Source organism: Vibrio sp. KUL70, from assembly GCF_059725515.1.
Genome location: NZ_AP045834.1, coordinates 2,368,981 through 2,381,439, shown reverse-complemented (window position 1 = coordinate 2,381,439; position 12,459 = coordinate 2,368,981). Strand labels below are relative to the sequence as shown.

The following is a 12,459-nucleotide window of genomic DNA, read 5'->3' as shown; positions in this document are numbered from 1 at the left end:
TGCTTTGAGTGACTAACCGCTCGCAAATCACTCATCTTTTAGCATTTTTTTGATATTGTCCTCATTCTGATAAGAGGATTGTATTTTTATTAACCCTTGATTAATAGCGACTTTACACGCTTCTCTTATGTTATCAGTTGCAAGGCTCGCTGCTGGAGCATTATCGATGGCTTTCAAATAGACCCACTGACTGTTGCGCTCTTTGAGGCTCACTTCACGCGCAATATTGGTTGCCATCAGCAGCACATCGAGTAGTTCTTGGTCATTAATCGCGGTATAAGCGCGTGGCAAGAATGGGTAGTCGGCGATACCAACACGAATAGTGCGATTCATATTACGAGCGGGCTCAAAGTCAGAGATCCAAGATTGAATTTTGCGGAACATGGCCTCTGGAGACGCATTACGATCCGAATTTGGCTCAATGTATAGCAAGTTAGCATCAGAGAAGTGGTAGATACGTGACGGCTCATCAAGCTTGGTTTTCAGGTATTCCCCAAAGGCATCTTCGAGCTCAAGACCGGCTTTGTAACCGTTTTGTGTGTACATGTTACGCAGAAATGGTAAGTCAATCATCACAAAGCGTAGGCGGTCATTCAGCGGCTCATGAATGAGCTCACCAAGTTGCCACTGCTCGAAAGTCTGGCTGGTCTGTTCAAGCGAGTTAGACAGCTTAGCGTTGAGCATTCTCAGGTTTGGCAGTTTAGAGCGCGAGTGAGTGAATAGATCAGTACTCAGGCGTTCATTCTCTCTCGCTTGGCTTTGAATGACGTAACCACGACGTAATACAAAGAAGAACAAGATAATACTGAATAAGAACAGGGCAAAAGAGATCTTCTGGAACTTGCGGTGCTCTTCTTTATACAGCTCTAGCTCTTCAGCCTGACCTGCGTAGTGTAGCGTACGTTCAGCGAACTCTTTCTGTTGGCGAAAGGCATCTTCACTGATTCGGTTGAGGTTTTGTTGTTCTAGTGAAATCAGAGAGGTGTATTGCTTGAGATTCTCTAATGCTTTTTGCGGCTGTTGCGCCTGTTCGTAACCCAAAGAGAGCAGGTGGTACGAACGTTGTGAAAGGCGCATATTTTCAATTTGACGAGAGATATCCAGTGCGCGCTCTGCATATTTAATCACTTGGTCGCTGTCTTGAAGGTGGTAGGCAAGCCCCGCTGACAACAGCGCTGCACGACCTTCGAGTTTCAGGTTGTCTGTGTATTCCAGAAGTTCCAGTGCTCGCGATAGGTATTGCTCCGCCAATGGATAGTTATATAGACGTAGGTATGTCGCTGATAGACTCAAGCGAATATCAATGACTTGATTAATATCGCGGTCGGTACTTTCGTGATCCAAAACATTAAAGAAATGCACTAAAGCGAGGTTGTACTTACCTTGGAAGTAGTACACGTCACCCATCTTTTTCAATACTTGAGCAAGAATAGGGGATGTTTCGAAGTTATCATAAAAGTCAGCGGCTTGAGAAAGGTGTTCAATCGCTTTGTCTAAAACCTGTCTCTCAAAAAAGAGTTGTGCTAACAAGCGGTTGACCTTCGCCAAGCGCGCACTCAGGTTACCTTCAACCGATTTCCAATAGCCGTAGAGCAGCTCAGACAGTGCATGGTTGTACTCTTTGTGCGTCAAATAGAACTCACCTACTGCAATATGGTAGTCGATGGTCACTTTCTCAGAGTAGCGCTGGTCTAGGAAATCTTTAGCACGTTTATATAGGCTTTCTGCTTCATCGATTTGATTCTCATAAGAAGCGATTTCAGCTTTAAGCATAATTAAGCGGTAGCTAATGCCTTCAGTGAGACGTAGCGTCTTGTTGATCGATTGCAGGTTGGCTTCAATTGTGGCGAGAACCTCTTTGGCTTCTGCTGATTTGCGGTTGCTGAGCCACAGTAAGCGAGTTCTTAAGATCTGAAGGTCAAGCTCTAAGTATTGAAGTTTGTAGGTCTCCGCCAGTTCGCTTGCAGTTTCGATATGCTGAATCGCGGTGCGCGTGTGCCCCAAGTTGAACTCTGCCTTAGCGAGAATCTTATAAGCATCAATACTACTATTTGGGGTGCGAATGGAGGAGTCCGTCTCTTCGCGAGAAATGGCTGATGGGCTTTTCTCGCTTTGATCCGATAGGACGCGAAGCGTTAGATAACTGTTGGCCATCTGTTTGGCTCGGCTTGGTTCTATCTCAACCAAGTTATTGGCCTCGTTAAGCAAAGCCGATGAATATATCGAGGCGCTAACAGAAGCACTTAAGCTAACAAGCAGCAGGCCAATAAAAGTTAACCAACGCATTTTATTTTCCTTTCAGTCGAACTGCAGATATAGAGACGAAATACAGAGTTAGAGGCGAAACCTTTCAATGACTTACTGACGAGCCATACGCATATTGTGAGCAGGTTTATCCTGTTCTGTGGAACGGTATGGGTTGATGTCTAAGCCACCACGACGAGTATAACGAGCAAAAACAGTTAGTTTTGTTGGTGCGCAGTACTTCATGATGTCGGTGAAAATACGCTCAACACACTGTTCATGAAATTCGTTGTGCTCGCGGAAAGAGACGAGATAACGCAGCAGTGCTTCGCGGTTGATTTTCGAACCGGTGTAAGCAATTTCAACGCTGCCCCAGTCTGGCTGATTGGTGATCAGGCAGTTAGATTTTAACAGATGGCTATGAAGAGTCTCTTCAACTTGCTCCTGCTCAGTTGCACCCTCCAAGATTGATGCTTCGAAGTCGTAGCTGGTGATCTCTATATCTTGATCATCAATGCAATCGCCTTGCATAGTAACAATCGGTTGATTGGTGTAATCAGTCACTTTGTTTACGTTAACTAGTACTGCTTCACCTGCACATACTGACAAATCTTGAGTTAGGCGCTCGGTTACCGCTTCCCAATCAGAGAAACGAGTCTGGTTGTAGCTGTTTAGGTACAGCTTGAAAGATTTTGATTCAATGAGATTCGGACTTGTTGCTGGAATGAAAACTTCACCCACCGCCACCTGAGGTAAACCTTTGTCATTTAGCCATGACAGCTCATACATGGTCCAGATATCGTGACCAATGAATGGCAGTTCGTCGCCTAAAGCGAGGTCATCACGGTTCAAGCTACGTGGAACAGGCTGTAGTAGGCTGGCATCGTATTGGTTAGCGTACTCAGTTTTTTGACCTAGGGTCAAACCCGCAAGCTCTTTAGCGTCAGAATATTTGCTCATACTTTCGTTTCAAATTCGATTAGAATGGGGGCGATTTTACTGAATCCCCATTACTGTGTCATTAGGTCATCGCTTAATCGACGTGGAAAGGTGCCCGATTCTATTTATTATTTTCGCTTTAGGAGATTTTCATGACTCAACGTGCCCAAGACGCACTACTTTCATTCAGTCAGCAGTATGTCGATGCTTGGCAGCAGCAACATCAATCTTTACCTCGTAGTGAAGAGCTAGCAGACCTCGTTTCTCCGTGCGTTGAAGAAAAGTTGTCGGGTGCTGTGTTGTGGAAAAACTATCCTCGTGAGCAGCATGCAGATTTTACCAACGTTGAAAATGGTATTGAGTTATCACTGCATGAAGATATTAAGACATTCTACGGCGCGCAATACAGTGCAGATATGGATGCGACCTTTGATGGCAACCCTTTGACACTGCTGCAAGTTTGGAGCGATGAAGACTTTGTTCGCCTTCAAGAAAACATTCTTGGGCACTTAGTGACTCAGCGCCGTCTGAAGCTTAAGCCGACCGTATTTATTGCCGCAACCGATGCCGATATGGACGTGATCTCTATCTGCAACCTGACAGGTAATGTCATTCTTGAACGCCTTGGCACCGGCAATCGTGATGTACTCGCAGCGACGCTGGCTGAGTTTTTAGAGAAACTGGAACCGGCTGTTTAAGATGTACGTTGTAGAACTTCAATTCGAGTGTTTTGATAACACCACGATTAGCGCGGTCGATAAGGCCATTAACGGTTTGATGGATGCGCTGCGTTATAACGGGCAGGTATTGGGGCGTGAGTTTCCGGTTGTGATGGGTGAAGGCGAATTCTTTGTCCGTGTTGTTTGCCCTGAACAAGATAGCTTGCACCCAAGAAACCACTCAGATTTTGTGAAGGTTTGCTTTAACCGTCTGTCTGAAGCGAGCTTACTCGCGCCGAAAATGCGTATGCTTGGCCGTGATCTCAATTCTGAAGAGGCTGCCGAAGATGAAAAACCAAGTTGGCAGGTGCTTTACACCACTTATGTCCATACCTGCTCGCCATTGCGAAGCGGTGAGACATTATTGCCAATCCCGCTTTATCGCAATCCACCGACCTCCAATGGTGACCATAAAGCGGTGGTGAAATGGCAAACGGAGTGGCAGGCGTGTGATGAAATTCAGATGGCTGGTGGCTGTCGTGCTGAGCATGCAGCACTGCATGAAATTTGCGATGCTGACAGTGTGCTGTTCAAGCGCGGTTGGGATCTGCGAGGCCGTTTAGAGTACTTGTCAAAAGTACCGACATATTACTATCAGTATCGAGTCGGTGGTAAAAGTCTCGCAGATGAACAAGCCAGAAAGTGCCCGAAGTGTGGTGGTGAATGGCTGCTTGATGAACCGCTTCACGATATCTTCCATTTCAAATGCGACGACTGTCGTATCGTTTCTAATATGTCATGGGATCATATTAAGTAACTTTTTCAATTGGCTGGGGTGGAACGCCAATCGTAGTAAAGGTTAATCAAAGCTACCTATAAAAAAGGTTCATCGCGGCTTTCCGGGGAAAGCCGCTTTTATCTTCAAGAAGAAGTAGTCAGTATCTCGATAACCATATCCCATTCGCTTGATTAGCTTTATCTTGTTGTTTATCCCTTCAAGCGTGCAGGTATTTAACGGATAACTTGCCGATGCGATAACCCCGTGAAGATATGGTCTGAGTTTTCGTGCAAACTCTTTTAATGGCTTAATCCCACTCTCTTGCACTTGTTCCCACCACGCGTCCCAGAGCCCCTTAGCGTGCCCTTCTGATTCACAATACCAAAGTTCTTTGAGTTGTGCTCCGAGTATATAAGTGGTCATTAAGTCCTTATTGATATTCAATATTTCAGTAAGATAGCTTTCTTGGCGTGTATTTAAGTTGCCTCTATTTTTCAGCAGTACCCAGCGTGAACGCTTCACCCATTGCCTCGCTTTTTTGTCTTGCTTAAGTTTGTTAGCTTGGTCGACTCTAACTCTATCCATCACCTCGCGACCGAACTTAGCGATAACATGGAATAAGTCGTAAACGATTTTTGCGTTCGGACAGTGCGCTTGAACTTCAAGATCGAAAGCCGTATTCATGTCCATCGCGACGGCTTCGATATTTATCCCATGCTCGCCTAATTGCTCGAAGAACGGTCGTATGTCTTTGCGGCTACGACCTAATCCTATCCAAATGACTTGGTGAGTCTTAGCATCAGCGATGACCGTGGCATATCGATGTCCTTTAAAGATGGCGAACTCGTCCATGACGAGTTGCCTTAGGTCTTCCCATTTTATTGACGGTACAACTTGTCTAAGCCGGTGTTTATCTATCTCTTTAATTGTGTGCCAATGAACGCTCGTTAACTGGGAGATATGCTTAATAGGGAGAAGAGGTAATAGTTGTTCTATATAGCTTTTTAGGCGCTTCGTTATGCGAGCATAAGGCTCTAACCAAGATAGAGACTCTGTTTTTATGCCGCAGTCGCGACACTTAATCCTTCGAGTTTGAACGGAAAGTTCAACTGGAACACCGAGTAACATGGCATCCTTTACATGACGCCATTGATACTCATGGATAGCTTCGGCTTCAAGACCACAGAGGCATTTAGCTTCAGAGTTAGGTTTAAGAGTAAGGGTAATAAGTGTTGCTGTCTGGTGAGACTTTACTATTTGAAAGCCTTCCCAGAATGAAGATAGGAAAGTATGATTCGGCATGGAAACGGTAGTTTGTGTATGATTTTTGTTTGGCGACTAAACCATATCACTTACTACCGTTTTTGTTTTAAGTTCCCGCTAATCCGCGATGAACCATAAAAAAAGGGCTGACATCATGTCAGCCCTTCTTAATTGAGGTGCGCTCAAAGCGTGGATTACCAGCCTTTTACTACGCCGCCTTGGAAGATGTCAGATGCTGCGTTGTACACTTCTTCAGTTTGGTACGCTTTTACGAAGTTTTGAACGTTCTCTGCGTTTAGGTTCTCTTCACGTGACACAATTAGGTTTACGTATGGAGACTCTTTACCTTCAACGAACACACCATCTTTTTGTGGAGTTAGGTTGATAGAGCTTGCGTAAGTGGTGTTGATGATAGATAGCGCTACGTCATCCAGTGAACGTGGAAGTTGTGCTGCGTCTAGTTCAACAATAGTTAGGTTCTTTGGGTTACCTACGATGTCACGCACGGTTGCAAGAAGGCCAACACCGTCGCGAAGTTCTAGTAGACCTTGTTGCTCAAGAAGCAGTAGAGAACGACCTAGGTTTGTTGGATCGTTTGGTACCGCGATACGTGCACCGTCTTGAATCTCGTCAACAGAAGTCACTTGTTTAGAGTAACCTGCAATTGGGTAAACAAATGTGTTGCCCGCGATAGTAAGCTTGTAGCCACGATCAGCAACTTGCTGGTCTAGGTATGGCTTGTGCTGGAACGCGTTGATGTCGATTGAACCGTCATCTAATGCTGCGTTTGGTGTCACGTAGTCAGTAAAGGTGACAAGTTCAACGTCTAGACCGAACTTCTCTTTTGCAACTTTAGCCGCAACTTCTGCTACTTGAGCTTCTGCGCCTGCCATAACACCGACTTTAACTTTTGATGTGTCGATCTCTTTTTCGCCACAACCAGATAGCACGAGTGCTGATGCCGCGGCTGCGATAGCAAGTAAGCTTTTTAGACTGAATTTCATAATAATCTCCTTTTAATACATCTTTTTATCTGTGATCAACACGGCGAACAATCGAGTCACCAATGGATTGAATGATTTGAACTAGAACGATCAGCATCACCACAGTGACAGCCATAATCGTTACATCATAGCGGTGGAAGCCATAGCGAATCGCTACGTCACCGAGACCACCACCGCCCACGGTACCAGCCATTGCAGAGTAGCTCACTAGAGTGACTAGTGTGATGGTTACTGAATTGATAATAGTGGGTAACGCTTCAGGTAGCAGAACTTTTGTGATGATCTGCGTTGGTGTTGCGCCCATAGATTGTGCTGCTTCAACAAGCCCTGTTGGTACTTCTAATAGTGCTCCCTCAATAAGGCGAGCCACGAATGGGATTGCGCCAATAGTCAGAGGAACAATCGCTGCTGTTGTACCAATAAACGTACCGATCAGTAGTTTAGTCAGTGGGATGATAGCAACCATCAATACTAGGAAAGGTACAGAACGCCCGACGTTCACTATTGCGCCAAGAATTTTGTTTAGCTTGGTGTTTTCTAACAAACCCCCTTTTTTAGTGGTGTGCAGAATAACGCCAAGTGGAATACCTATAGCGAAACCGACGATGCCAGCTACTGCGACCATGTAGAGCGTTTCCCAAGTCGCGCCAAGTAGTAGGTTTCCGTTAAGACTTAACCAATCTGTGATTTCATTAAAGGACATAGCCAAGTACCTCTACTTTTACATTGTGTTCACGTAGGAATTCGATTGCTGCGTTGTCGTCTGCTTCTGTACCGAAAAGTTCAGCGACCATCATGCCGAACTTCACGCCACCGGCGTAATCGAGGTCGGAGCTTAAAATGCTAACGTCGATGTTGAACTTGCGTGCGATTTGAGTCATTAGCGGAGCATCAACGGTGGCGCCAGTAAACTCAAGACGGACCAGAGGGTAGCTACCTTCAACGCGCGTTGTTTGCAGCCTTACTTCGTAGTCTTCTGGAATAGAAAGATCGAGCGTTGAGCGAATGAATTGATGCGCCAGTTCTGTTTTAGGGTGAGCAAAAATGTCGCCAACAGTGCCTTTTTCTACCAGCTCACCACCTCCGATGATTGCCACTTCATGACAAATGCTTTTCACGACATCCATCTCGTGAGTAATCAATAGCATAGTGATATTTAGCTTGCGGTTGATCTCTTTAAGTAGCTCAAGGATAGATTGAGTCGTTGCCGGATCTAGTGCGCTGGTCGCTTCATCACACAGCAGAACTTTAGGATCAGACGCCAGTGCACGAGCAATCGCGACACGCTGTTTTTGACCACCACTTAGGTTTGATGGGTAGCTGTCGCGCTTATCTGCGAGGCCAACAAGCTCAAGCAGTTGGCTCACTTTCTCTTCGATGATTGCCTTGTCTGTGCCAGCAAGTTCTAGCGGCAGTGCCACATTATTGAATACGGTACGAGAAGAGAGCAGGTTAAAGTGTTGGAAAATCATACCGATGTTACGTCGTGCTTCACTCAACTCTGACTTGCTTAGCTTTGTGAGGTTGACGCCATCAACAATCACTTCACCTGAGGTAGGTGCCTCTAGCATGTTCACGCAGCGGATCAGCGTACTTTTACCTGCACCTGATGAGCCGATAACGCCAAAGATCTGACCTTGAGGGATGTGAAGATTGATGTCTATTAAGGCGTTGATCTCTTTCGCGCCTTGATAGAAAACCTTGTTGACTTGATTCACTTTAATCATAAATAAACCTGTAACGGTGAACAGAATAATATGTTGATAGTTTGTTCGATTTACAGACGATGCTATGGCGTTACGTGATCTAAGTCAATAGATATTTTTACGTCTAGACGTCTAAACGTAAAAATATCTATATCAAGCACTACAAATAGCAGGTGATGAAGCTACTAAAGCGTGCAATAATTAGTGATTAATAGAGAGTTGATTGAGAACCAAATTTTGTCAAAACCGGCTGTATTTTTAGATCGTGATGGCGTAATTAACGTTGACCACGGCTACGTGCATGATGAGCATGATTTCGAGTATATCGACGGCGTCTTTGAAGCAGCAAAAGCCTTCAAAGACATGGGATACCTTTTAGTATTGGTCACCAACCAGTCAGGTATCGCTCGTGGTATGTTTAGCGAAGACCGCTTTCTATCTTTAACTCAATGGATGGACTGGAATTTCGTCGACAATGGCGTAGAGTTAGATGGCATTTACTACTGCCCACATCATGCAGAGCACGGTATTGGCGAATATAAGCAAGATTGCGATTGTCGCAAGCCCAAGCCTGGAATGTTCATTTCGGCGCGTGACTTCTTGAAGATTGATATGGCGAAGTCAGTCATGATCGGCGACAAAGCGGAAGACATGATGGCAGCAGAAGCTGCAGGTGTTGGCACTAAGGTGCTCGTCAGAACGGGTAAACCGGTTACAGAAAAAGGTGAAGCCTTAGCGAGCGTAGTCCTCGATAGCATTGCAGACGTGCCTGCTTACCTGAAGCGTTAATTCAACAACAACAGCAGTTGGGTTGTTTTTTAATCGAAAGGGATGTTTATGAAGAGACAGTATACAGTTTGCCTATTTACATTGGCAGCACTGATGGGGTGTTCTCAATCTGAGGTGGTAGAGAAAGATATCTCCAGTGGTGAATACATGACTTACCAGTGCGAATCTGACCAAACATTTGATGTTGCTTACGGTGACGGGCAAGCGGTTCTTCGACTGCCTGATAACCAATATCGCCTTAAACACGTGGTGTCTGCTTCTGGTGCTAAGTATATTAGTGATGCCGAAACCACGGAACAGATGGACGCAATCACCCTGTTTACCAAAGGAGAACATGCTCGATTGGAACTTGGAAGAGTGACTTACCGCAACTGCCGTATCCAATAATCAATCAATAACGACAAGTCACGGAAAATCCGTTACTTGTCGTTTTTCTCTGAATAACTTTATAAGACTCGATGCAAAAAAAACTCACTATTCTTGATATCGCAAAGCTCTCAGGTGTTGGAAAATCAACGGTTTCCCGTGTTCTCACTAATGATCCTAAAGTGAAGCCAGAAACACGTGAAAGAGTAGAAAGAGTGATTCAGGAGTCGGGTTACACTCCCTCTAAATCAGCGCAATCGATGCGTGGCGGCAGCCAAAAAGTGGTTGGTGTGATCATCTCTCGTCTGGATTCTCCGTCTGAGAACAAGGCCGTAAGTACGATGCTCGAAGAGCTGTATCGCGCTGGTTATGATGTGGTGATCATGGAGAGTCTGTTCGATCGTGAGAAAGCCAATGAGCATCTTCAAGTCCTTAAGCAGCGTAATGTTGATGGCATTATTGTATTTGGCTTTACCGATTGTGACATCGAAGCCATCGAATCGTGGGAACACCGCGCAGTTGTGATTGCATTAGATACTGAGAACGTCACCTCGATTAACTACGATAACCAACAGGTGATTGGCAGTGCCCTCGCTTACTTGCAAGAGCAGGGCTTATCCGATATCGGCTTTATCGGTGTTGATCCTAGTGACAAATCGACGGGTGAATTACGTCTTAACGCCTACCTGAACTGGTGTAGTGACAACAACATTAAGCCAAACTACCAGACTGGTGCTCTGCATCATGAGAGTGCCTACCAACTGGTTGACCTAGTGCTTAGATCGACGACTCAAGCGATCGCTTGTGCGAGTGATACATTAGCACTGGGCGTGATAAAACGTCTGCAAGAGTTGCAACGTGAAGATGTGATGGTAACTGGGGTCGGTGGCAGTGATCTGCTTTCATTTTTATTCCCACGTGTATTTAGTATTGATCCTGGTTATCAATCTGCGGGTACTTTGGCTGCTAAGTTACTAATATCTCAATTACTTGGTCAAACTCCTATCTCTCATCATACCCAAAAGCCCATCGTTTAAGTCCTCATTTCTAGGGTGAGCTCGGTCTATTTACTAAACTGAAGAGTGTGATCTCATTCAATTAATGGGACTGTTCCCATTTTAATTCTATTATCATGCAGGCACTATAATTACCAAGTTGTGGGAATGTTCCCACTGATAATGAATTCAACTGAATTTGAGTGTAGAACGAAGAGAACCAGGGTGGGGTAGTATGGGTAAGATGGCGAAGCAAGACATTACGCGTCTTATTGAGTTAGTGGGTGGAAGTGACAATATCGCGAGTGTTAGTCACTGCTTAACTCGTTTACGTTTCGTATTGAATGACACAGACAAAGCGGACAAAACTGAGTTAGAGAAACTGAGCTTAGTAAAGGGGTGTTTTACCAACGCGGGTCAATTTCAAGTCGTGGTTGGTACTGAGGTCGATGAGGTCTACAAGTTACTGATTGAACAGACTGGCAAACAAGAGTCGTCGAAAGATGGGGCCAAGTTGGCTGCTCGTCAAAACATGAATGTGTTAGAGCGCGGTATTTCACACCTTGCCGAAATTTTTGTACCGCTGCTGCCTGCCATTATTACTGGTGGTCTTATTCTTGGCTTTCGTAATGTCATCGGCGACATTCGTATGTTCGATGGTAAGACTCTGGTTGAGCTCAGCCAGTTTTGGGCTACGGTCCACTCTTTCCTATGGTTGATTGGTGAAGCGATCTTTTTCTTCCTCCCGGTTGGGGTGTGTTGGTCTACAGTGAAGAAACTGGGCGGAACACCGATCTTGGGTATCACGCTTGGTGTCACCTTGGTTTCACCACAACTGATGAACGCCTACATGATAGGTAAAGCCGTGCCTGAGGTATGGGACTTCGGCCTGTTTGTCATTGAAAAAGTGGGCTACCAAGCGCAAGTGATTCCAGCCATGTTAGCCGGTGTTGCTCTGGCCTTCATAGAAACCAACCTCAAGCGTATTGTTCCGGCTTACCTATATCTCGTGGTTGTGCCATTCGTCTCTATCATTTTGTCTGTGATTTTGGCGCATGCTTTCATCGGTCCATTTGGTCGAGTACTTGGCGATGGTGTTGCCTTTGCTGCGAAAGCGGCTATGACAGGTGACTTCGCGATTCTAGGTTCCACAATCTTTGGCTTCCTATACGCGCCACTTGTGATTACCGGTATTCACCACACAACCAACGCCGTTGATTTGCAATTAATGCAAGAGCTTGGCGGCACTCCCATCTGGCCGCTCATTGCTCTCTCAAATGTGGCTCAAGCATCTGCCGTTGTCGGCATCATTATTTTGAGCAAGCGCGAAGGTGAACGTGACATTTCTGTGCCTGCAGCGATCTCAGCTTACTTGGGTGTAACAGAGCCTGCGATGTATGGCATTAACTTGAAATACAAGTTCCCAATGCTGAGCGCAATGTTAGGCAGTGCTGCTGCGGCTGCAATTTGTGGTGGTGCCGGGGTGATGGCGAATGGTATCGGTGTTGGTGGCTTGCCAGGCATTCTATCGATTCAGCCGCAATACTGGACGGTTTATCTGTTGGCATTGGCGGTGGCGATTGCAGTTCCAATCATCTTAACACTGTTCTTCTACAAGCGAGCACAGGCTAAGGGTGAGTTAACAGCGGCAAGCGCTTAATTTTATAAGGAGCAATAGTGTTTTGAGTCACTGTTGCTCCATTTTTATTTTTGTAA

12 protein-coding genes are annotated in these 12,459 nt (G+C 45.5%); 6 read left to right on the top strand and 6 right to left on the bottom strand.

Features of this window, described 5'->3' with window-relative positions; translation table 11 throughout:
- Positions 1 to 27 precede the first annotated feature (27 nt).
- A complete protein-coding gene (locus AC6I7V_RS10490; protein ID WP_498010839.1) occupies positions 28 to 2,286 on the bottom strand; it encodes a tetratricopeptide repeat protein in 2,259 nt (752 codons plus the stop codon).
- Positions 2,287 to 2,358: 72 nt separating this feature from the next.
- Positions 2,359 to 3,204: an NADPH-dependent 7-cyano-7-deazaguanine reductase QueF gene (queF, locus tag AC6I7V_RS10485; protein ID WP_255230075.1), complete on the bottom strand. Its 846-nt coding sequence runs from the start codon at positions 3,202 to 3,204 to the stop codon at positions 2,359 to 2,361.
- A 131-nt stretch (positions 3,205 to 3,335) separates the two neighbouring features.
- Between queF and syd the strand changes: the two genes are divergently transcribed.
- On the top strand, positions 3,336 to 3,881 hold the full coding sequence (gene syd / locus AC6I7V_RS10480) for a SecY-interacting protein (RefSeq protein WP_255230076.1): 546 nt from the start codon (positions 3,336 to 3,338) through the stop codon (positions 3,879 to 3,881).
- A gap of 1 nt (position 3,882) precedes the next feature.
- Entirely contained in the window at positions 3,883 to 4,659 is a 777-nt protein-coding gene (locus AC6I7V_RS10475; RefSeq protein ID WP_255230077.1) for a Zn-ribbon-containing protein, read from the top strand.
- 69 nt (positions 4,660 to 4,728) lie between these two features.
- Here AC6I7V_RS10475 and AC6I7V_RS10470 read toward each other — a convergent pair whose 3' ends face one another.
- The 4 genes from AC6I7V_RS10470 to metN all read right to left on the bottom strand — a co-directional run bounded on the left by AC6I7V_RS10470 (position 4,729) and on the right by metN (position 8,614).
- Positions 4,729 to 5,922, bottom strand: coding sequence for an ISL3 family transposase (locus AC6I7V_RS10470; RefSeq protein WP_498010837.1), 1,194 nt, complete (start codon positions 5,920 to 5,922; stop codon positions 4,729 to 4,731).
- 155 nt (positions 5,923 to 6,077) lie between these two features.
- Entirely contained in the window at positions 6,078 to 6,887 is an 810-nt protein-coding gene (gene metQ, locus AC6I7V_RS10465; protein WP_261881987.1) for a methionine ABC transporter substrate-binding lipoprotein MetQ, read from the bottom strand.
- Between the two features lie 25 nt (positions 6,888 to 6,912).
- Complete coding sequence (locus tag AC6I7V_RS10460) at positions 6,913 to 7,590, bottom strand: methionine ABC transporter permease (RefSeq protein WP_498010836.1); 678 nt, start codon at positions 7,588 to 7,590, stop codon at positions 6,913 to 6,915.
- Complete coding sequence (gene metN / locus AC6I7V_RS10455) at positions 7,580 to 8,614, bottom strand: methionine ABC transporter ATP-binding protein MetN (protein ID WP_498010835.1); 1,035 nt, start codon at positions 8,612 to 8,614, stop codon at positions 7,580 to 7,582. Before metN ends, AC6I7V_RS10460 begins: the two co-directional genes overlap by 11 nt.
- A gap of 216 nt (positions 8,615 to 8,830) precedes the next feature.
- Here metN and gmhB point away from each other — a divergent pair, with 216 nt between their 5' ends.
- The 4 genes from gmhB to treB all read left to right on the top strand — a co-directional run bounded on the left by gmhB (position 8,831) and on the right by treB (position 12,403).
- Positions 8,831 to 9,382 (top strand): D-glycero-beta-D-manno-heptose 1,7-bisphosphate 7-phosphatase, encoded by a 552-nt coding sequence (gmhB, locus tag AC6I7V_RS10450; RefSeq protein ID WP_032551763.1) that lies wholly within the window; start codon positions 8,831 to 8,833, stop codon positions 9,380 to 9,382.
- 48 nt (positions 9,383 to 9,430) lie between these two features.
- Positions 9,431 to 9,769 (top strand): MliC family protein, encoded by a 339-nt coding sequence (locus AC6I7V_RS10445; RefSeq protein WP_261881985.1) that lies wholly within the window; start codon positions 9,431 to 9,433, stop codon positions 9,767 to 9,769.
- Positions 9,770 to 9,840: 71 nt separating this feature from the next.
- The gene (gene treR, locus AC6I7V_RS10440) at positions 9,841 to 10,785 is read left to right on the top strand and encodes a trehalose operon repressor TreR (protein ID WP_255230083.1); all 945 of its coding nucleotides are present in this window, start codon (positions 9,841 to 9,843) and stop codon (positions 10,783 to 10,785) included.
- A gap of 193 nt (positions 10,786 to 10,978) precedes the next feature.
- Complete coding sequence (gene treB, locus AC6I7V_RS10435; RefSeq protein WP_498010834.1) at positions 10,979 to 12,403, top strand: PTS trehalose transporter subunit IIBC; 1,425 nt, start codon at positions 10,979 to 10,981, stop codon at positions 12,401 to 12,403.
- The last annotated feature ends 56 nt before the right edge of the window (positions 12,404 to 12,459 follow it).